This window comes from Acidimicrobiales bacterium (assembly GCA_016794585.1).
Lineage (GTDB): Bacteria > Actinomycetota > Acidimicrobiia > Acidimicrobiales > DATDAH01 > JAEUJM01.
In genome coordinates this window covers 269,234-290,619 of record JAEUJM010000044.1, presented here as the reverse complement: position 1 = coordinate 290,619, position 21,386 = coordinate 269,234, and the positions used below count along the sequence as shown (strand labels likewise).

The window sequence follows — 21,386 nt, the reverse complement described above, 5'->3', positions numbered from 1 at the left end:
GTCGAGGACCGCTCCTGAGCGTGACCCACGGTTCCAGGACGCAGCCGGCGCGCCCCGGGATCGGGCCGGGGCGTCGCCCGCCGATGACGGGCGCCGACCTGTGGTGGCGCGACGGGCGATAGCCGCCCGGGTCAGGTGCCGGGGCGGTTGACCGCGTGGACCGAGTCGATCCCCGGGGAGGCGGCCAGCGCGGCCACGACCTCGCCGGGCACTGCGTCGGAGGTGGCGAGCACCATCATCGCCGCCGATCCCTCGGCCGAGCGACCGAGGTGCATGTCGGCGATGTTGACCCCGGCCTCACCCAGCGTCTGGCCCACGAGGCCGATCATCCCGGGGCGGTCGTCGTTGCGTACGACGAGCATGTGGTCAGCGGGAGGGATCTCGACGGTGTGGCCGTCCACGTGGACGATGCGAGGCTGGCCGTCGACGCCACCGAGGGTGCCGGCGAGCGCGTGCCCTGCCCCTCGGAGGGTGATGAGGTTCACGAAGTCCTGCGCCGCCGACATCGACGTCTCGCGCACCTCGACCCCGCGCTCCTCGGCGATCTGCGGCGCGTTGACGTAGGAGACGGGCTCCTCGGTCGAGCCGCCGAAGAGGCCTTTCAGCACCGACAGGGTGAGGATGCGGGTGTCGGACTCGGCGAGCTTGCCCTGGTACTCCACCTCGAGCTCGGGGGTGGCGCCCTCGCACAGGCCGGCGAACAGCTCGCCGAGACGCTCGGCCAGGCCGAGGAAGGGGCGGACGGTCTCGGAGGCCTCGCCAGCGCTCACGTTCACGGCGAAGGGGACGAACTCGCCCGCGAGCGCCAAGGCGACCTGCTCGGCGATGGTGTCACCGGCCTTGTCCTGCGCCTCACGGGTGCTGGCGCCGAGGTGGGGGGTCACCACGACCGAGTCGAGTCCGAACAGAGGGGACTCGGTGGTGGGCTCGGTCTCGAACACGTCGATGGCGGCGCCGCCGATGTGGCCGCTCTCGATGGCCTCGGCCAACGCCGCCTCGTCGACGATGCCACCGCGGGCCACGTTGATGACCCGCAGGCCCGGCTTGGCCTTGGCCAGCAGCTCCTTGCCCACCATGCCGATGGTCTCGGGGGTTTTGGCCACGTGGAGGGTGATGAAGTCGGCCACCGCCACCAGCTCGTCCAGCTCCATGAGCTCGACGTTGAGCTGCTTGGCCCGCTCGGGCGAGAGGAAGGGGTCGTAGGCGACGAGGCGCATGCCGAACGCCGAGGCCCGCTGCGCCACGAGTTTGCCGATGCGGCCGAGGCCGATGACGCCGAGCACCTTGTCGCTCAGCTCGATGCCCTCCCACTTGCTGCGCTCCCAGCGACCCTGGACGAGGGCGGCGTGGGCCTGGGGGATGTTGCGGGCGAGGGCCAGGAGCAGCGCCACCGTGTGCTCGGCGGCGCTGAGGACGTTGGACTGCGGCGCGTTGACGACCATGACGCCGCGCTTGGTGGCGGTCGGCACGTCGACGTTGTCGAGGCCGACGCCGGCCCGGCCCACGACCTTGAGGTCCTCGCCCGCCTCGAGCACCTCGGCGGTGACGGTGGTGGCCGAGCGGATGATGAGGGCGTCGGCGCCCTTGATCAGCTCGAGCAGCTCCTCGGGGGACGGCGCCAGCGACACGTCCACCTCGTGGCCCTGGGCCCGGAGGCGGTCGAGGCCGGCGTCGGCGATCTTCTCGGTGACAAGGACACGGGCCATGGGCCAATCCTGACCGTTGCCCCGCAGGGGCCGCCAACCCGTATCGGGGCGGGCGCGGCACTACCGTGCGGCCCCATGGACCAGGGGGCGACCGCAGGGGTGGCAGCGGCGTGAGCAGCGTGGACGTGCTCGTCGTGGGCGCCGGCCTGAGCGGCCTGTCCGCGGCCCACCGTCTGCGCGACGCCGGCCTCGACGTGCTCGTCGTCGAGCGTGACCGGTGGGTGGGCGGCCGGCTCGGCACCCGCCTCGTAGGCCCCGCCCTCGTCGACCACGGCGCCCAGTTCTTCACCACCCGCAACCGGAAGTTCGCCGACTGGGTGGACCTGCTCTTGGCCGACGACCTCGTCTACGAGTGGTGCCGCGGCTTCGGCAACGCCGACGGCTACCCACGCTTCGTGGCCCGGGGCGGCATGGCCGAGCTGGCGCGGGTCCTCGCCCGGGAGGTCCCCGTGCGCCTCGACTGCCCCGTGCGGGTGGTGATCGCCGGCACCGAGCGCTGGCAGGTGGTCCTCGACGGCGAGGACGAGACGACCGAGGCGGCGGCGGTACTTCTCACCGCGCCGGTCCCCCAGAGTCTGCGCATCCTCGAGGCCGGCGGCGTGACGTTGGGCCACGACGAGCAGGAGGGCCTCCCGGGGATCCAATACGACCCCACGCTGGCGCTGGTGGCCGTGCTCGACGGACCGCCGGCCGTGGCTCGGCCCGGGGCGGTCCAGCCCGACGTCGGCCCGTTCAGCTTCGTGGCCGACAACGAGGCCAAGGGGCTTTCCGACGAGCCGGCCCTCACCCTCCACGCGAGCGCCGCCGTGTCGAGCGCCCTGTGGAACGAGTCGGACTCGAAGGCCATCGCCAACCTCCTCGACGCCGCCGAGGAGTACCTCGCCGGCCGTACGGTCCGCGACGTGCACCTCACGAGGTGGGAGTACGCCACCCCGCGCGTGGTCTGGACCAACCGGTGCGTCACCGTGGCCGAGTCGCCCGGCCCCCTGCTGCTGGCCGGCGACGCCTTCGGAGGCCCTCGTGTCGAGGGCGCCTGGCTGTCCGGCGAAGCGGCCGCAGCGACGATCCTCAAGCGCCTCGGCGTCGACCCCGTCACCGGCGCCTGACCCGACCTGCTCGAGGAGGGTCGCCGGGTCGACGGCGCGCCGGTCAGGCCCCTTCCGACCAGGGGGCGTCCGGCTCGTCGATGTGGTCGACGCGTGGTGGGCCGATGACCGGCCCGCCCACGGGAGTCCGGCGGGTCGTTGCGTGGCGCTCGGAGCGACCGCGCTCAGGGGAGGTTGCGGACCTCGACGGGGGTGACGTCGCCGGCCGGCGTGAAGCCGAACACCTGGGCGTAGAACGACAGCTCGGACTCCAGGGCCCGGATGATGTTCTCGGCCTTGCGGAAGCCGTGCTGCTCGCCCTCGAAGAGCACGTAGGCGTAGGGCAGGCCCTTGGCGTCGAGCGCGGACACCATCAGCTCGGCCTGGTTGGGCGGCACGACCTCGTCCTCGCTGCCCTGGAGGATGATCATCGGGCTCGAGAGGCCGTCGGTGTGCTCGATGGGTGAGCGCTCCCGGTAGACCGCCTCCGCCTCTGGCCAGGGCCCGATCAGCCCGTCGAGGTAGCGCGACTCGAACTTGTGGGTGTCCCGGGCGAGCGCGCTGAGGTCGGCCACGCCGTAGTGGCTGGCGCCGGCGGCGAAAACGTCGGTGGTGCTGAGGGCCTGGAGCGTGGTGTAGCCGCCGGCGCTGCCGCCTCGGATGCAGAGGCGCTCGGGGTCGGCGTCTCCCCGGTCGGCGAGGAAGCGGGCGGCGGCCACGCAGTCCTGCACATCCACGATCCCCCAAGCGCCCTGGAGGCGGTCGCGGTACTCGCGCCCGTACCCCGTGCTGCCGCCGTAGTCGACGTCGACCACGGCGAAGCCCCGGCTGGTCCAGAACTGGGTGCCCAGGCTCAGCATCGGTCGGGCGGCGGCGGTGGGCCCGCCGTGGCTGAGCACGAGCAGCGGCGGCCGCTCCCCCGTCGGCGCATGGGCCTCGGGGTTGGTGGGCGGGTAGTAGAGCGCGTGGGCGGTCCGGGCGGCGCCGTCGGGCCCCGGTTCGGTCGGGAACTCGATCGGCTCCGGCGCCGAGAGCCACGCCGGGTCGAGCCCGAGGTCGCGAGGAGCCCGCAGCAGCTCGTGCTCGCCCGTGGCTGGGTCGAAGCGCACGATGGCCGACTCCTGCGTCGGCGAGGCACCGACGAACAGCACCCTGCGCCCGTCGGACACGACGCTGTCGATGCTGGTGAAGGGCACGTCGTACCCGAGCAGCTCGTCGCGGCCGTTGCGCCGGCAGGCGGCGACGACGGTGCCGTCGTCGAGGAAGGCGTAGCGGGACATCCCGAACACCCACTGCGGGGTCCCGATCTCGCCGTCGACGGCGAGCACCGGCTCGTCGAGCCCGTCGTAGTAGAGGTTCCACCAGCCGTCGGTGCGGTCGGACACGTAGTGCGGGCCCGGCGGCAACCAGTGCCCCTCCCGGCCCGGCCGCGGGTCCCGCAGCTGCCCCGCGGGAAGGAACGCCGGCTGGAAGACCGACTCTCGCTTGCCCTCGCCGCCGGCGACCAGCCGTGGCGCTTGCGGAGGGTCGTCATAGGTGTGCGTCGGCCCACGCCACTCGTGAGTAGGCGGTTGCTCGATGATCCACAGCGACGTCTCGTCCCACGGCATGTTCGGGTGATCCCACTGGATCCAGGCCAACTCCTCCTCGGACGGACCGATCCGCGGCGAAGCCACGAAGTCGGGACCGGTGACCAAGACCTCGATCTCGCCCTCGCCGTGCTGGTCGATGCGCACGATCTCGTTCACGGCCTCGCCGCCGTCGGCCGGATGGTGCTCACGCACGCACACCAGCCAGGTGCGGTCGTACGGCACCTGGATGTCGGCGTAGCGGTCGCCCATGGGGACCTCGGGCTCCGGCGTGATCGCCACCGGCTCGGTCGAGCCGGGGTCGAGGCGGTAGAGGCGCTGGTCAGCCCAGTTGGCGAAGAACAGCACGCCCCGATCGACGGTCCAGGCGCCGCCGCCGTACTCGTGCACGCGGGTGCGGGCGGCGAAGCCCTCGGGCAGGACGTCGACGCCCTCACGGACGATCTGGACCCGGCCGCCTTCCTCGGGGCGGCTCTCGCTCCACCACACGGCGCCACCGTCGCCGCGGTCCACCCGCACCTCGGACAGCCCGACCGCGGCCGAGATCACCGTCTCGGCGGTGATGGGCGACGCCCACGCCCCGTACGGCGCCTCCACGCGACCGCTCACGATCCAACCCCGTTCGTTCTGGCCGCGAAATCTCGTTCGTGACAACAGAGCGTCGCGGCCAGAACGAGAAGCGTTTCGTTCTGGCCGCGAAAACCCGTTCGTGACAACAGCATGTCGCGGCCAGAACGATGCGTCGGGGTCACGCCAGGAGGTCGGCGATGCGGCCGACGCCCTCGCCGAGGTCGTCGTCGCCGAGGGCGAACGACAGCCGGGCGTAGCCGGGGGCACCGAAGGCCTCGCCGGGGACGATGGCCACCTTGGCCTCGTCGAGGATGACCGCGGCGAGGTCGAGGGTGGTCTCGATGTGGCGGCCGGCGATCGTGCGGCCGAGCACCCCCTCCATGGACGGGAACGCGTAGAACGCGCCCTGCGGCTCCATGCAGGACACGCCGTCGATGGCGTTGAGCAGCTTGTGGATGGTGGCGCCGCGGCGGGCGAAGGCCTCACGCATCTCCGCCACGGCCGTCAGGTCGCCCGACACGGCGCACAGCGCGGCGCGCTGGCTCACGTTCGAGACGTTGGAGGTGAGGTGCGACTGGAGGTTCACCGCCAGCTTCACCATGTCGGGCGGGCCGATGAGCCACCCCACCCGCCACCCCGTCATGGCGTAGCTCTTGGCCACGCCGTTGAGGACGACGCAGCGGTCGGCCAGTTCGGGCACGAGCGCCGGCATCGACGAGAACACGTGGTCGCCGAAGGTGAGGTGCTCGTAGATCTCGTCACAGATGACCCAGACACCCTTGTCGAGGGCCCAGCGGCCGATGGCCTCGACCTCGGCCGGCGAGTACACGGCGCCGCTCGGGTTCGACGGCGACACGAAGATGAGGGCCTTGGTGCGGTCGGTGAAGGCGGCGTCGAGCTGCTCGATCGACACCTTGAACTCCGAGCGGACGTCGGTGGGGATGACCACCGAGCTCGCGCCGCACAGGGCGATGGGCTCGGGGTAGGTGGTCCAGAACGGCGCCGGCAACAGCACCTCGTCGCCCGGGTTGAGGATGGCCTCGCACGTCTCGTAGAGGGCCTGCTTGCCCCCGTTGGTGATCACGACCTGGCCGGCCGAGACGGTGTAGGCGGAGTCGCGTTCGGTCTTGACCGCCACCGCCTCGCGCAGCTCGGGCAGGCCCGCCGCGGGCGTGTAGCGGTGGTTCTTCTCGTCCCGGCAGGCCTGGACCGCGGCCTCGACGATGTTGTCCGGCGTGGGGAAGTCGGGCTCGCCGGCGCCGAAGCCGATGACGGGCTCGCCGGCGGCCTTCAGGGCCTTGGCCTTGGCGTCGACGGCCAGGGTGGCGGATTCGGCGATGGCGCCGACCCGGGTGCTCAGGCGGACGTCTCGGGCGGTGCTCGGTGACATGGGGCGGGTCCTCGGTGGGTCTGATGGGTGGCGCAGGGGTGTTGCGTGGAGCGGGCCGGTCGAATCGGATTCGCTCGTCTGCGGCCCTGCCGCGATAGTGGCACGCGATGAGCTCGCCGCCGCCCGAAATCGCCACCTCGCCCGACATCTCGATCCCCGCCGAGCTGCTGCCCGCCGACGGCCGCTTCTGCTGCGGCCCGTCCAAGGTCCGCTCCGAGGCCGTCGCGGCTCTCGCCGCCGCCGCGCCCACCTACCTCGGCACCAGCCACCGCCAGGGCGGCGTCCGCTTCGTGGTCGGCGCGCTGCGCAACGGCCTCGCCGAGCTGTTCCGCCTGCCCGACGGCTACGAGGTCATCCTCGGCAACGGCGGCACCACGGTGTTCTGGGACGCCCTCACCTTCGGGCTGATCGACGAGCGCAGCCAGCACCTGTCCTTCGGTGAGTTCTCGTCCAAGTTCGCCACCGCCGCAGCGGCGGCGCCCCACCTCGGCGAGCCCGAGGTCATCTCGTCGCCGACCGGCACCCACCCCGAGGCCCACGCCAACCCCGACGTCGACGTCTACGCCCTCACCCACAACGAGACGTCCACGGGCGTGATGCACACGCCCCGGCGCCCCGAGGGCACCACGGCCGCCGACGGCCTCGTCGCGGTCGACGCCACCTCGGCGGCCGGCGGCCTGCGCTTCGACCCGGCCGAGACCGACGTGTACTACTTCGCCCCCCAGAAGTGCCTGGGCTCGGACGGCGGCCTCTGGCTCGCCACCGTGTCACCCGCGGCCATCGAGCGCATCGAGCGCATCGCCGCATCGGATCGCTGGATCCCGGCCTCGCTCGACCTCAAGACCGCGCTCGACAACAGCCGGAAGGACCAGACCTACAACACGCCGGCGCTGGCCACCGTGTTCCTCGCCGCCGAGCAGGTGGACTGGATGAACCAGAACGGGGGCCTCGAGTTCGCCGCCGGTCGCTGCGACCGCTCCGCCGAGACCATCTACTCCTGGGCCGAGGCCGGCGCGCTGACCACCCCGTACGTGGCCGATCCCGCCGAACGCAGCCACGTGGTGGCCACCATCGATCTCGACGACGCCGTCGACGCCAACCAGGTGGCCGCCATCCTGCGGGCCAACGGCATCCACGACACCGAGAGCTACCGCAAGCTCGGCCGCAACCAGCTGCGCGTCGCGCTCTTCCCGGCCATCGACCCCGACGACGTGGCCCAGCTCACCCGCAGCATCGACCACGTCCTGGCCGCGCTCACCGCCTGACGCATCCCGCAGACTGGGAACGGGACAACCGAGCGACAACCGGGAGACAACCGCGCACCGGGAGGCTGGGCCCAGCGACGCCGCATCGATGCAGGTGGCGCCGCTGCTGGACCCGCTGTATTCGCACGGGACGGGCCGCCATCTCGTCCTGAGCACAGGTTCTCGCCGGACCACCTCCGCCCTGCCACCACAGGAACGGAGGGGGCCCGGCGGAGCCGCGTCCGCAGCCGAGGCCGCGGGGCAGGACTCAGTCGGTGGCCTCGAGGACGGCCTCGGCGTCGGGCTCGGCCTCCTCGACGGCGCGGTCCTCCGCGGCACGCCGGGCGCGGTGGCTGGGCGAGAGAAACCGGGTCCAGACCCACCAGGTGAGCCCCAGCAGGATCGCGGCGATGACCACGTACTGGAACGTGCCGACGTAGTCGGACACCTGCTCCCAGTTGTCGCCGAGCAGGAAGCCGGCGCCGATCAGAAGCGAGTTCCACACGGCGCTGCCCAAGGCCGTGTAGACGGTAAAGGTCACCGGGTTCATGCGCCGGAAGCCCGCCGGGATCGAGACCAGTGACCGGATCAGCGGGATGCAGCGGCACACGAGGACCGCGGCTGAGGAGTGGTCGTCGAACCAGGACTCGGCGCGCTCGAGGTCGTGCGGCCGCACCCCGACCCAGCGCCCGTAGCGGACGGTCAGCGCGTGCAGTCGGGTCCGCCCGATGGCGGCCGATGCCAGGTAGAGCCACCAGGCCCCGATGACCGAGCCCACCGTCGCGGCGAGGATCATCCCCCACACGTTGGCGGCGCCGTCGGCCGCGGCGAAGCCGGCGGCGGGCAGCACCACCTCGGAGGGGATGGGCGGGAACATGCTCTCCAGCGCCACGAGCAGCGCCACCCCCAGGTAGCCGACCGCGTCGATGACGTCGGTCACCCACTCCGTGAGATCGCCGAAGACCACCTCGGACAGCCCCAGCACCACCATCGTCGCCGTTCCTCCGCGCGCGCTCGTCGACCCAGCCGGACCGCCAGCCTAGAACGGACGAACGACATTTCCTGGATCAGGCTTCGTCCCCAGACCGAGCGGCGGGAGGGCTAGAAAGGGCGGATGGCGACGACGGCCGAGATGCGAGCACAGCTGACGGGGCCCGGGGGGCCGTTCGAGGTCGTGACCGAGGTGGTCAACGGCATCGAGATGAAGGTCTACAAGTCGTCGATGACGTCGCTGCGAGAGGTCGCCGCCGCCGGCCTGGCCCGGGGCAACGACCAGCCCTTCCTCGTCTATGGCGACCTGCGCATGGGCCCGGCCGAGTTCGTCGAGCGCTCCAATGGCGTGGCCGAACGACTCCGTGCCGAGTTCGGCGTGGGCCACGGCGACCGGGTGGCGGTGCTGTCGGCCAACAACCCCGAGTGGTGCCTCACCTTCTGGGCGACGGTGAACCTCGGGGCCATCCTCGTGGGTCTCAACGGCTGGTGGAAGACCGACGAGATCGTCTACGGCCTCCAGGACTCGGGCGCCAAGGTGCTCGTGGCCGACGGCCGGCGCTTCGAGCGCATCGCTGATCACCTCGGCGAGCTCCCCGACCTCGAGGCCGTGTTCCTCGTCGACGCCGAGAGCAGCGACGAGGACGACCACCGGGTGCACGACTTCTCGGTGCTGACCGGCGACCCCACGCCCGTCCTGCCCGACACCCCCATCGCACCGGACGACCCCGCGGTGATCTTCTACACCAGCGGCACCACCGGCCGCCCCAAGGGCGCCATCAGCACCCACCGCAACATGGTGGCCAACCTCATGAACACCCTGTTCAACGGCGTGCTCACGGGGATGATGGCCGCCGAGGACGACGACGCTGCGGCCGCGCCGGGGCTGGGCAAGGGGCAGACGGTCTCACTCTTCACCTCGCCCCTGTTCCATGTCTCGGGCTGCCACTCCACCCTGGTGGTGGGGCTGCTCGCGGGCCTGCGCCTCGTCATGACCGAGGGGAAGTTCGAGCCCGAGAAGGCGCTCCAGCTCATCGAGGAGGAGGGCGTCACCATCTGGGCGACCGTGCCCACCATGGTGTGGCGCGTGTGCGAGCACCCGGCCCGTCACGACTACGACACGTCGACGGTGACGTCGGTGGCCTTCGGCGGCTCGCCGTCGGCCGACGAGCTCCAGCGCAAGGTGCGCGACACCTTCCCCAACGTGCGCAGCACCAGCAACGTCTACGGCCTCACCGAGTCGAGCTCGGCGGCCACCATCATCTCGGGCAAGGACGCCCTCGCCAAGCCCGACTCGGTGGGCCCGCCGGTGCCCGTGGTCGACCTGAAGATCGCCGACCCCGACGGCAACGAGGTGCCCGCCGGCGAGACCGGCGAGGTGCTGTTGCGGGGCCCGATCATCATGCCGGGGTACTGGGGCAAGCCCGAGGCCACCGCCGAGACCGTCCGGGACGGCTGGTTGCACACCGGCGACGTGGGCCACGTCGACGAGGAGGGCTACCTCTACATCACCGACCGGGCCAAGGACATGATCATCCGGGGCGGCGAGAACATCTACTGCGTCGAGATCGAGAACCGTCTCGTGGCCCACCCGAAGGTGGCCGACGCCGCCATCATCGGGGTGGCCCACCCCGAGCTCGGCGAGGAGGTGAAGGCCGTCGTCCAGGTCGAGCCCGGCGAGTCCCTCACCGAGGACGAGGTGCGGCAGTGGGTGGCCGAGACCCTCGCCCAGTTCAAGGTGCCGACCTACGTCGAGCTCACCGACGACAAGCTCCCCCGCAACGCGTCGGGCAAGCTGCTGAAGAACGTCCTGCGGGGCGAGGGCGAAGTCTCCTTCTCCGAGACGATGTAGCGGCCGGCCGGTCGCGGCCACCGCGATTGGGCCTCCAAACACCGTTCAGCATGCCGATGAAGGAGGGTGGCCCTCACCGAGCGCGCACCCACCGTGAGCCGTCGCACCGCACTGGACGACCCGGTCGACGAGGCCGAGGCCACCCGCATCGTGCGCCGGGCCGCCTGGCTGGTCGGCCTCGTGTGGCTGCCGGTCATCCTGATCTGGTCGGGCATGCCCTTCGCCCTCACCTTCGACGACGCCTTCTACTACGCCGAGATCGCCCGCAACCTGTCCGAGGGCGCGGGCTCGACGTTCGACACCATCAACGTGACCAACGGCTACCACCCGCTCTGGCAGGGGCTGGCCACGACCGTGTTCCTGCTCGGGTTCGACGGCGTGGCCGCCATCCGGGCGCTGCTGGCCATGCAGCTGGTCATGTGGGTGATCACCTTGTGGGTGGTGGCCGGCATCGTGGGCCGGCGCCTCGGAGGCACCCCCAAGGCGGTGGTGCTGCTCGTGGGCGGCGTCCTCGCCCTGACCGGGGCCAACCCCTTCGTGCTCAAGATGGTGGTCAACGGGCTCGAGGCGGCACCGGCCGTGCTGATCGCCGTGCTCCTGCTCGACCGACTCGACCGCCAGCAGGGCAAGGTGCTCGGCGGCACCCAGCTCACCCGCCTGCTCACCGGGGCCCTGCTCGGCCTGGCCTTCCTGGCCCGCACCGACGCCGCCCTGCTCCTCGTGTGCCTGGGGGCGTGGGCCCTCGTCGAGGCCCGCGCCCAGGGGCCCTCGTCGCGCAAGTCGCTGGCCGAGGTGCTCGTGCTACCGGCGCTGACGGTGTTGGCCTACGGCGCCATCAACCTCGCCTGGTTCGGCCACCTCACCCAGGTCAGCGGCGACGTGAAGCGCGCCGACATCACCCCGGGGCGGGCGGTGCTGCTGTTGCTGGCCGGAGCGGCCGCGGTCGCCCTCATGGCCGGCCTCAGCCGTGACCGGGAACCCGAGGTCCGGCCCAAGTTCTGGCGGGTGGCGGGCTTCTGCGCCCACACCGCCTGGTACCCCGCCTTCCTGGTGCTGCTGCTCGGCTACTACCTGATCCTGTCCACCCAGCTGTGGCTCTGGTACTTCGCCCCGGTGGGCCTCTACGCCACCACCCTGCTCGTGTTGGTGGCCGCCGACCTCGCCGACGGCGCCCGCCTCGAGACCCCCGACCGCGCCCCCCATCGCTCCGTGCTGCCCATCGCCGCCATCCTCGGCGTCCCCCTGGTGCTGGCCTTCGCCATCCAGTTGCGCAGCTTCGCCGACCCGCACCTCCGGTCGATCCAGGTGGCCAACCGCGAAGCCGGCGCCTGGATCACCGACAACCTTCCCGCCGACGCCGTCCTCGGCTCGTGGGACGCCGGCGTCGTCGGCTACTTCACCGAGCAACCCGTGATGAACCTCGACGGCGTGGTGAACTCCTTCGACTACCTGGACGCCAGCCGTGAGGGCACCCGGGACGAGTTCCTGCGCGACCGCGGGCTGGGCTACCTCGTGAACCACGGCGACCTGGTCGACGGCGAGGACCCGGTGATCCACGACGTCACCGAGGGCCTGTTCGACGAGGCCACCGCCGACGGCCTCGAACAGGTGCACCGCGAGGAGTTCACCTACAGCGGCACCACCACCGGCACGGCCGGCGGCCCGCCGCCCTCCGGTCAGATGGCGGTCTTCGTGTACGAACTGACCGACTGACCGACTGAGCCCCGGGAAGCGCGCGCCGGCGCACCTCCCGGGGCGACGAGTCAGTCGCCGCCGCTGGCGTCCTGGACGGACTGCTTGCCGGCGGAGATCCACGGCATCATGCCGCGGAGGTCCGAGCCGACCTGCTCGATCTGGTGGTCGCGGTCGGCCTGGCGGAGCTGCTCGAAGTTCGAGCGGCCGCCCCGGCTCTCGGCGATCCACTCCTCCGCGAACTGGCCGCTCTGGATCTCGTCGAGGATCGTGCGCATCTCGGCCTTCACCGTGGGGGTGATGATGCGCGAGCCCCGGGTGAGGTCGCCGTACTCGGCGGTGTCGGAGATGGAGTAGCGCATGCCGGCGATGCCCTGCTCGTACATGAGGTCCACGATGAGCTTCACCTCGTGGAGGCACTCGAAGTACGCCGACTCGGGCTGGTAGCCCGCCTCGACGAGGGTCTCGAAGCCGGCCTGCACGAGCGAGGTGAGGCCGCCGCAGAGCACGACCTGCTCGCCGAAGAGGTCCGTCTCGGTCTCCTCTTCGAAGGTGGTGTCGAGCACGCCGGCACGGGTGCCGCCGATGGCGTCGGCGTAGGCGAGGGCGAGGTCACGGGCGTGGCCCGAGGCGTCCTGGGCCACGGCGATGAGGCAGGGCACGCCGCCACCCTCGGTGTAGGTGCGGCGCACGAGGTGGCCGGGGCCCTTGGGGGCCACCATGGCCACGTCCACCCACTCGGGCGGGGTGATCTGCTCGAAGCGGATGTTGAAGCCGTGGGCGAAGAACAGGGCGTCGCCGTTGGTGAGGTTGGGCTCGATGTCCTTCTCGTAGACGTCGCGCTGCTCCGTGTCGGGCAGCAGCACCATGATCACGTCGGCCTCGGCGCACGCCTCCGCGGTGGTGAGCACCTTGAGCCCGGCGTTCTCCGCCTTGGCCTTGGACGACGACCCCTCGCGCAGGCCGACACGGACGTCGATGCCCGAGTCCTTCAGGTTCAGGGCGTGGGCGTGGCCCTGCGAGCCGTAGCCGAGGATCGCGACCTTTCGGTCGGCGATGTACGACCGGTCGGCGTCCTTCTCGTAGTAGACGTTGGCCATCGGGGGGTCCTTTCGGGGGTTCAGGAAGAAGCTGCGTGACTCGGGGGGACCGGCGGGCCGGTCAGGAGGCGCGCCGCACGCCGCGGAGGCGGGCCGGACGCTCGATCTTCGGCAGCGCCACGCGACCGGTGCGCTGCAACTCGACGATCCCATAGGGTCGCAGGAGCTCCTCGAAGTCGTCCACCCGAGCAGGCTCGTCGTCGACCGAGACCGTGAGGTCCTCGTGGCCCACGTCGAGGATGCGGCCCGAGAAGACGTCCACGAGCTGGATGACCTGGCCCCGCACCTCGGGGGCGGCGCGCACCGTGGCGATGAGCAGCTCACGCTCGACGGCGTGGTCCGGGTGCAGCTCGGTGATCTTGATGACGTTGATCAGCTTGTTGAGCTGCTTGGTGATCTGCTCGAGGGGCGCCGACTCGACGTCCACCACGATGGTGATGCGGCTGAACTTGTCGTCCTCGGTGGGGGCGACGGCCAGGGAGTAGATGTTGAAGCCCCGGCGGGCGAACAGGGAGGCGATGCGCGTGAGCACGCCGGCCTTGTTCTCGACCAGGACGGACAGCGTGTGGTGCGGGGCGGCGGGGTGCGACGCGTGCGGGGAGGACGGCATCAGTGGCCCCCCTCGCCCTGAGAGGGGTCGACCACGATGTTCGAGTTGGACTGGCCGGCCGGGACCATCAGGCGGGGGTAGGTCGCCTTCTCGCGGTGGTCGGTGTCCAACATCAGTGGCCCCCCTCGCCCTGGGACGGGTCCACCACGATGTTCGAGTTGGACTGGCCCGCAGGGACCATGGGGTACACCTTCTCGCGGTGGTCGGTGCGGAAGTCGATGACCACGGGGCGGTCGTCGATCTCGTTGGCCTTCTCGATGGCGGGCAGGACGTCCTCCGGGTCCTCGACCCGCATGCCCTCGCAGCCCATGGCCTCGGCCCAGAGCTTGTAATCGGGCAGGTCGGGCGAGAGGTAGACCTCGGAGTAGCGCTCCTCGTAGAACATCTCCTGCCACTGGCGCACCATGCCCAGGTAGGCGTTGTTGAGGATGGCGACCTTCACCGGGATGCGCTCGGCGGCCGCGGTGACGAGCTCCTGCGCCGTCATCTGGAAGCAGCCGTCGCCGTCGACGGCCCAGACCATCCGGTCGGGGCGGCCCACCTTGGCGCCGATGGCGGCCGGCACCGAGAAGCCCATGGTGCCGAGGCCGCCGGAGTTCACCCAGGTGTAGGGGTGGTTGAACTTCCAGTGCTGGCTGGCCCACATCTGGTGCTGGCCCACGCCCGAGGCGACGATGGTGTCGTCGGGGGTGTGGTCGCGCAGGGTTTCGAGCACGAACTGGGGCTTGAGGCCGTCGCCGGGCTCGGACGGCTCGTAGGTCAGGGGGTACTTCTCCTGCCAGCCGCTGATACGGCTGCGCCACGGCGAGCGGTCGGGCTGGGCGTCGCTGCCGCCCAGATCCCCGATGGCCCGGACCAGCTCCTCGATGACGAGGCGGCAGTCGCCCACGATGGGGACGTCGGGCCGGCGGACCTTGCCCAGCTCGGCGGGGTCGATGTCGACGTGGATGATCTTCGCCTCGGGGGCGAAGTCGGGCACCTTGCCCGTGACCCGGTCGTCGAAGCGGCTGCCCAGGGCGATGAGCAGGTCGGACTCCTGCATGGAGGTGACCGCGGTGTAGTTGCCGTGCATGCCGGGCATGCCGAGGCACAGCTCGTGGTCGTCGGGGAAGGCGCCCCGGGCCATCAGGGTGGTCACGACGGGGATGCCGGTCAGCTCGGCGAGCTCGCGCAGCGCCTCGGCGGCCCGGGCCTTGAGGATGCCGCCGCCGGCGTAGATGACCGGGCGCTCAGAGCGGCAGATCAGCTCGGCGGCCTGCTTGATCATCTTCGGGTGGCCACGGGTGTTGGGCTTGTACCCGGGGAGGTCGACCGAGTCGGGCCAGTACCAGTCCATGGCCGATGCCGGGTTGTTGGGGTCGACGATGTCCTTGGGGATGTCGACCAGCACCGGGCCGGGGCGGCCCGTGGTGGCGATGTGGAACGCCTCACGGATGGTCCGGGGGATGTCCGCCGCGCTGGTCACAAGGAAGTTGTGCTTGGTCACCGACTGGGTGATGCCGGTGATGTCGGCCTCCTGGAAGGCGTCGCTGCCGATCGCCGGCAGGGGCACCTGGCCGGTGATGCACACCATGGGGATCGAGTCCATGTACGCGTCGGCCAGCGGGGTGACGATGTTGGTGGCACCGGGACCGCTCGTGACCATGGCCACGCCGGGGCGGCCGGTGGCGTGGGCGTAGCCCTCGGCCATGTGGCCGGCGCCCTGCTCGTGGCGCACGAGGATGTGGCGGATGGGCGAGTCGATGATGGGGTCGTACACCGGGAGGATGGCGCCCCCGGGCAGGCCGAAGATGGCCTCGACGCCTTCCATCTCGAGGCTCTGGATCAGCGCTCGGCCACCGTTGGTGGGTTGACCTTCGGCAATCATGGCGGTGGGTTCCTATCAGGTCGGGCAACTGCGGGGAAAGCGGACGGACGGGCGGGCGGCACCTGGGTGCGAAAACTGCAACGGCCTCCCGATTGGGAGGCCGGACGAGCGCACGCGGGGAAGAAGTCGGCGTGCGCTAGGTGATTACGAGGAGGGAGAGGCGGCGGGGGGACGACATCGCTCCCGAGGATGGCACGACTCCGCCGATCTGGCAACCCCTTTGTGACCCGCCGGTCCCGCGCAGGCGGTGCCGTATCCTGCGCGCAGCCGCCGAGCAAGGAGCCTGCACCGTGCAGATCGACATCAAGTACGACCCCGCCTTCGCCATGGCCTTCGCCCACCTCGAGCCCGGCGAGGCCATCCGGGCCGAGGCCGGCGCCATGGTGAGCCACACCCCCGGCCTCCAGATGGAGACATCCACGCAGGGTGGGCTCATGAAGGGCCTGAAGCGGGCGGTCGGCGGCGAGTCGTTCTTCATGAACACCTTCACCGCCACCCAGCCCGGCGACCACATCGGCCTCGCCGCTCCGCTGCCCGGCGACATCGCCCACTGGCCGCTGGCAGGCCAGACCGTCTACCTCCAGTCGGGGGCCTACCTGGCGTCGGCCATGGGGATCGAGGTGGACAGCTCGTGGGGCGGCGCCAAGACGATGTTCAGCAGTGGCGGCCTGATCGTCCTGAAGGTCTGGGGCACGGGCGACCTGCTGGTCTCGGCCTACGGCGCCATCCACGCCATCGACCTCGCCGCCGGCCAGAGCTACACGGTCGACACCGGGCACATGGTGGGCTGGTCCGAGGGCGTGACCTACCAGGTGTCCAAGGCCGGCGGCGGCTGGAAGCAGACCCTGCTCGGCGGCGAGGGCCTGGTGTGCACCCTGACGGGACCGGGACGCATCTACCTCCAGTCCCGCAGCACCACCGACTTCCTCAACTGGCTCATCCCCAAGCTGCCGACGCAGTCGAACTGACCGGCACGAGCGAACTCGACGCAATGGCCGTCGGATTCCGACGGCCATTGCGTCGAGAATGAGGCCGATGGCGCGCACCGCCTGCTACCCGGGGTCGTTCAACCCGCTGACCGTCGCCCACCTCGCGGTTGCGGAGGCGGCGGTGGCCGCCTTCGGGCTCGACCGGGTGGACCTCGTGGTGTCGCGGGTGCCGCTGGTCAAGGGCGCCGTCGAGCGGCCCCGGCTGGTGGATCGCCTGCGGGTGCTCGAGGACACGGCCGCCGCCCGCCCCTGGCTGGGCGTGGCCCTGCGCGACGAGCAGCTCTTCGTCGACCTCGCCCAGGGGTACGACGTGGTGGTCATGGGCGCGGACAAGTGGGAGCAGTTGCACGACCCCGCCTTCTACGGCGGGTCGGAAGCGGCCCGCGACGAAGCGCTGGCCGCACTCCCCCAAGTCGCCGTGGTCGACCGCCCGCCACTCCTGGCGCCACCGGAGGTGCGCCTCGACGTCCACCCCGACCACCACCCGGTGTCGTCGAGCGACGTCCGGGCCGGCCGCCACGACTGGATGGCCCCGGAGGCGGCGGCGTTCGACAGGGCGACGGGCGCGTGGTCCGACCCGGGGCGCTACGACGCCTGGCTCGCCGGGCAGGGCTGAAAGACAAAGGCGCGAAGAACGAACACGGGCCGGGTCGCCGCCTCGTCGCCTGCAATGGCACGCTCCGTGGCCAACCGGGCCTTCATCTACATCGTTGGAGGAAATAGCCCCCGGAATCCGACAGCTATTTCCTCCAAAGAGACGATCTGGAGCCCGACGACCGCCACTCAGCCACGCAGCGTGGCGCGCCCCGCGGAGCTCGCGGCCGGCGGTGCGGCGCCGCCTTGAAAGCCGCCTTTGCCGTTGGCCCCACTCGCTACGCGCTCGTGATGGCGCCCTTCTCGGCGCCCTGGGCGAGCTTGGCGTACTTGGCGAGGACGCCCTTGGTGTAGCGGGGCTCGGGAAGCTTCCACTCCTCGCGGCGGGCGGCCAGGGTGACGTCGTCGACGTCGAGCTCGATGGTGTGGTTCTTCACGTCGATGGTGATGCGGTCACCCTCGTTGATGAACGCGATGGGGCCGCCGTCGACGGCCTCAGGGGCGACGTGGCCGATGCAGAAGCCATGGGTGCCGCCGGAGAAGCGGCCGTCGGTGATGAGAGCGCAATCGCCGCCGCGGCCGGCGCCCTTCATGGCGCCGGTGACGGCCAGCATCTCGCGCATGCCCGGGCCGCCCTTGGGGCCCTCGTAGCGGATGACCACGATGTCGCCGGGGTTGATGCCACCGGCGAGGATGCACTCCATGGCGGCCTCTTCGCCGTCGAAGACCCGGGCGGGGCCTTCGAAGTGGTCGAAGTCGATGCCGGCGACCTTCAACACCGCGCCGTTGGGGGCGAGCGAACCCCGCAGCACGGCGATGCCGCCGATGTCGTGGATGGGCTGGGACAAGGGGTGCACGACCGCGCCGTCGGGACCGGGCGGGTCGATGGCGGCGAGGTTCTCGGCCACCGTCTTCCCGGTGACGGTCATGCAGTCACCGTGGAGCAGGCCGGCGTCGAGCAGCTCGCGCATGACGACGGGCACGCCGCCGATGCGGTCGAGGTCGCTCATGTGGTACTTGCCGTGGGGTTTGGTGTCGGCGATGTGGGGGACGCGGGCGGCCACCTTGTTGAAGTCCTCGAGGGCGAGGTCGACCTCGGCCTCGTAGGCGATGGCGAGGAGGTGCAGCACCGCGTTGGTGGAGCCACCGAGGGCCATCACCACGGCGATGGCGTTCTCGAAGGCCTCCTTGGTCATGATCTGACGGGGGCGGATGCCCTTCTCGATCAGAGCGACGACGGCTTGGCCGCTGGCGTAGGCGAAGTCGTCGCGGCGGCGGTCCACCGCCGGCGCCGCCGAGCTGCCGGGCAGCGACATGCCGATGGCCTCGGCCACCGACGCCATCGTGTTGGCGGTGAACATGCCGGCGCAGCTGCCCTCGGTGGGACACGCCGCCATCTCGATCTCGCCGAGCTCGTTCTCGGTGAGGGTGCCCGCCGCGCAGGCTCCGACGGCCTCGAAGACGCTCACGATGTCGAGGGCCTCGCCGTTGCGCTGGCCCGGCAGGATCGACCCGCCGTAGAGGAACACCGACGGCACGTTGATCCGGGCCGCGGCCATGAGCATGCCGGGCAGGGACTTGTCGCAGCCGGCGAAGGTGACCATGGCGTCGAGGCACTCGGCGTGCATGACGGTCTCGACCGAGTCGGCGATGACCTCACGGCTGACCAGCGACGCCCGCATGCCCTCGTGGCCCATGGAGATGCCGTCGCTGACCGCGATGGTGGTGAACTCGAGAGGGAAGCCGCCGGCGGCGCGCACGCCGTCCTTCGAGCGCTTCGCCAGGCGGTCGAGCGGCAGGTTGCAGGGGGTGACCTCGTTCCACGAGGACGCCACGCCCACCTGGGGCTTCTCCCAGTCGTCGTCGGTCATGCCGACCGCCCGCAGCATGGCCCGCGCGGGGGCCCGCTCGAACCCGTCGGTGACCACCCGCGACCGTGGCTTCATATCGCTCATGACGGCGATCGTACCGGCGAGGCCGCCTGCGGCCGATTCCGCTTTACGCTGACGCCGCCATGCCGGAGACCACCGAGGAGACCTCGACACCGCCGTCGTGGTGGCGGGAGACGGGCCGGTCGTTCCTCGAGTACCTCGGCATCACCGGACTCGGGGTCGCCGAGCCGGTGCTCTCGTCGTTCCGCAACGGCGCGGACGTGTTCGTGCTGCGCCACGCCGGCGCCTTCGACGTGGTCGGCTTCGTCGCCGCGGTGGTCTTCCTGCCGACTCTGGTTCTCCTCGGCTTCGAGAGCCTGTTCTCGATCCTCGGGAGGACCGTGCGCCGGGTGGTGCACGTCGTGTTCCTCTCGCTCGCCGCGGGTGTCGTCGTGCTGGGCACCCTGCGCGACCGCACCTCGTGGGGTCCCGTCCTACTCGTCACCGGGGCGCTGGTCGCCGTCGCCCTCGCCGCCGTGGCGGTCTCGCGCTGGCCCGCCGTGCGCCTCTGGCTGCGCTACCTCGCCGCCTTCCCCGTCCTCCTCGGGCTGGGCTTCCTGTTCGCCTCCCCCGTCACCGACATCGTCCTCTCCCGCGACCAGGCCGCCGCCGCCGACGGCGTGGCGGTGGGCTCGCCGGACCCCGTGGTCATGATCGTGCTCGACGAGCTGCCCCTGGTCTCGCTGCTCGACGAGCGCGACCGCATCGACCCCCAGCAGTTCCCCAACCTGGCCCGGCTGTCGGGCGACGCCACGTGGTTCCGCAACGAGTCGTCGGTGGCACCGTCGACGCCCGAAGCCGTGCCCGCCATCCTCACCGGCACGTACCCGACCGACCCCGATGCCCTGCCCGACAGCGCCGAGTACCCGGACAACCTCTTCACCCTGCTGGGCGCCACCTACCGGGAGAACGTGTGGGAGGGCGTCACCCAGCTGTGCCCCACCGACGTGTGTCCCGAGCGCAACGGCAGCCAGGGCGGGGGCACGCTCGCCGGCCTGCTCGACGACGCCGCCGACGTCTGGCAGCGTCACGTCACCCCCGACCGCAGCGCCGGCCAGGTCACCTTCCAGGTGCGGCAGTCCAACCCGAACGCGCCCCTGACCATCGCCGACTTCGTGGACTCGATGGAGGCCAGCGGTGACGAGCCCCGCCTCGACTTCCTCCACGTGCTGTACCCGCACCAGCCCTGGTTCCACACCCCGTCGGGGGCCGTGTACGAGGCTCCCTTCGTGGCCGAGGGGCTCGACTCGTCCTACCGCTGGAAGGACCAGCAGGTGGCCGACGCCGGCCGCCAGCGCCACCTCCTCCAGCTCCAGCACGCCGACGCCATGTTGGGCGACGTCCTCGACCGCATGGAAGAGCTGGGGACCTACGACGAGAGCCTCATCGTGCTCACCGCCGACCACGGTGTGTCGTTCCTCGCCGGCAACCCGATCCGGGGCGTCTCCTCGGAGAACTACCACCAGGTCATGTGGACGCCGTTCCTGGTGAAGGAGCCCCGCCAGACCGAGGGTGCCGTCGATGACCGCCCCCTCTCGGCCGTCGACGTGCTCCCCACCATCGCCGACGTGCTCGACGTCGACATCCCGTGGCAGGTCGACGGGCAGTCGGCCCTGAGCGACCAGCCACGGGAGGACGGTCCTCGCCGCTTCTTCGACTGGACCCTCAACGCCCTGCGTCCCACCGACGGCAACTACGTCGAGGTGGACGGCCCGACGGGGTTCCAGCGGCTGCTCGACGAGGAGCCGGCCGGCGAGGGAGGCCGCGACGAGCTGCGCTTCTACCGGTTCGGCGAGTGGGGGCCCTTGGTGGGGAGGGACGTCGACGAGCTCGAGGTCGACGGAGGGGCCCGCCACAGCGGCCGCCTCGACCGCGCCAGCGCCTACCACGACGTGGACCGCACCACCGGCGAGGTGCCTGCCTACGTGTCGGGGGTGGTGCGCACCAGCGACCGCGACGTCGACACGGTGCTCGTCGCGGTGAACGGCACGGTGGCGGGCTGGTCGCACCTGCACGCGGGTACGCCGGGCGCGCCCGAGTGGTACACGATGGTCCCGGAATGGTTCTTCGTGGAGGGCGACAACCGCATCGAGCTGTACTCGGCGACAGGGACCCCCGACGACCCGGTGCTGACCCCCATCAGCCTGAGCTGACCCGGCGCCCGTCCCGGCCGGCGC

At 71.2% G+C, this 21,386-nt stretch carries 15 protein-coding genes; 7 read left to right on the top strand and 8 right to left on the bottom strand.

From position 1 onward, the window contains the following. Positions 1 to 131: 131 nt before the first annotated feature. The gene (locus tag JNK12_23075; GenBank protein MBL8778832.1) at positions 132 to 1,706 is read right to left on the bottom strand and encodes a phosphoglycerate dehydrogenase; all 1,575 of its coding nucleotides are present in this window, start codon (positions 1,704 to 1,706) and stop codon (positions 132 to 134) included. Positions 1,707 to 1,816: 110 nt separating this feature from the next. Between JNK12_23075 and JNK12_23070 the strand changes: the two genes are divergently transcribed. Then, positions 1,817 to 2,812 (top strand): FAD-dependent oxidoreductase, encoded by a 996-nt coding sequence (locus JNK12_23070; protein ID MBL8778831.1) that lies wholly within the window; start codon positions 1,817 to 1,819, stop codon positions 2,810 to 2,812. 164 nt (positions 2,813 to 2,976) lie between these two features. Here JNK12_23070 and JNK12_23065 read toward each other — a convergent pair whose 3' ends face one another. Together JNK12_23065 and JNK12_23060 are read right to left on the bottom strand one after the other, a co-directional pair. Next, positions 2,977 to 4,989, bottom strand: coding sequence for a S9 family peptidase (locus JNK12_23065; GenBank protein MBL8778830.1), 2,013 nt, complete (start codon positions 4,987 to 4,989; stop codon positions 2,977 to 2,979). Positions 4,990 to 5,128: 139 nt separating this feature from the next. Further along, positions 5,129 to 6,340 (bottom strand): pyridoxal phosphate-dependent aminotransferase, encoded by a 1,212-nt coding sequence (locus JNK12_23060; GenBank protein ID MBL8778829.1) that lies wholly within the window; start codon positions 6,338 to 6,340, stop codon positions 5,129 to 5,131. Positions 6,341 to 6,447: 107 nt separating this feature from the next. Here JNK12_23060 and JNK12_23055 point away from each other — a divergent pair, with 107 nt between their 5' ends. Further along, positions 6,448 to 7,605 (top strand): phosphoserine transaminase, encoded by a 1,158-nt coding sequence (locus JNK12_23055; protein MBL8778828.1) that lies wholly within the window; start codon positions 6,448 to 6,450, stop codon positions 7,603 to 7,605. Positions 7,606 to 7,852: 247 nt separating this feature from the next. Here JNK12_23055 and JNK12_23050 read toward each other — a convergent pair whose 3' ends face one another. Further along, positions 7,853 to 8,575 (bottom strand): DedA family protein, encoded by a 723-nt coding sequence (locus tag JNK12_23050; protein MBL8778827.1) that lies wholly within the window; start codon positions 8,573 to 8,575, stop codon positions 7,853 to 7,855. Between the two features lie 123 nt (positions 8,576 to 8,698). On the opposite strand from JNK12_23050, the gene JNK12_23045 reads away from it, so the two are divergent. Next, positions 8,699 to 10,426: an acyl--CoA ligase gene (locus tag JNK12_23045; protein ID MBL8778826.1), complete on the top strand. Its 1,728-nt coding sequence runs from the start codon at positions 8,699 to 8,701 to the stop codon at positions 10,424 to 10,426. Positions 10,427 to 10,492: 66 nt separating this feature from the next. Beyond that, on the top strand, positions 10,493 to 12,139 hold the full coding sequence (locus JNK12_23040; GenBank protein ID MBL8778825.1) for a hypothetical protein: 1,647 nt from the start codon (positions 10,493 to 10,495) through the stop codon (positions 12,137 to 12,139). A 50-nt stretch (positions 12,140 to 12,189) separates the two neighbouring features. Here JNK12_23040 and ilvC read toward each other — a convergent pair whose 3' ends face one another. From ilvC to JNK12_23025, 3 genes are all read right to left on the bottom strand, one after another. Continuing rightward, positions 12,190 to 13,218 (bottom strand): ketol-acid reductoisomerase, encoded by a 1,029-nt coding sequence (gene ilvC / locus JNK12_23035; GenBank protein ID MBL8778824.1) that lies wholly within the window; start codon positions 13,216 to 13,218, stop codon positions 12,190 to 12,192. A gap of 61 nt (positions 13,219 to 13,279) precedes the next feature. Beyond that, positions 13,280 to 13,828, bottom strand: coding sequence for an acetolactate synthase small subunit (gene ilvN / locus JNK12_23030; GenBank protein MBL8778823.1), 549 nt, complete (start codon positions 13,826 to 13,828; stop codon positions 13,280 to 13,282). A gap of 112 nt (positions 13,829 to 13,940) precedes the next feature. Beyond that, positions 13,941 to 15,695: an acetolactate synthase large subunit gene (locus tag JNK12_23025; GenBank protein MBL8778822.1), complete on the bottom strand. Its 1,755-nt coding sequence runs from the start codon at positions 15,693 to 15,695 to the stop codon at positions 13,941 to 13,943. Positions 15,696 to 15,985: 290 nt separating this feature from the next. Between JNK12_23025 and JNK12_23020 the strand changes: the two genes are divergently transcribed. Then, complete coding sequence (locus JNK12_23020) at positions 15,986 to 16,663, top strand: TIGR00266 family protein (GenBank protein ID MBL8778821.1); 678 nt, start codon at positions 15,986 to 15,988, stop codon at positions 16,661 to 16,663. A gap of 67 nt (positions 16,664 to 16,730) precedes the next feature. Next, on the top strand, positions 16,731 to 17,300 hold the full coding sequence (locus JNK12_23015) for a hypothetical protein (GenBank protein ID MBL8778820.1): 570 nt from the start codon (positions 16,731 to 16,733) through the stop codon (positions 17,298 to 17,300). A 256-nt stretch (positions 17,301 to 17,556) separates the two neighbouring features. Here the strand turns inward: JNK12_23015 and ilvD are convergent, their stop codons facing one another. Continuing rightward, positions 17,557 to 19,233: a dihydroxy-acid dehydratase gene (gene ilvD, locus JNK12_23010; protein MBL8778819.1), complete on the bottom strand. Its 1,677-nt coding sequence runs from the start codon at positions 19,231 to 19,233 to the stop codon at positions 17,557 to 17,559. 59 nt (positions 19,234 to 19,292) lie between these two features. Between ilvD and JNK12_23005 the strand changes: the two genes are divergently transcribed. Further along, the gene (locus tag JNK12_23005; protein MBL8778818.1) at positions 19,293 to 21,362 is read left to right on the top strand and encodes a sulfatase-like hydrolase/transferase; all 2,070 of its coding nucleotides are present in this window, start codon (positions 19,293 to 19,295) and stop codon (positions 21,360 to 21,362) included. Positions 21,363 to 21,386: the final 24 nt, after the last annotated feature.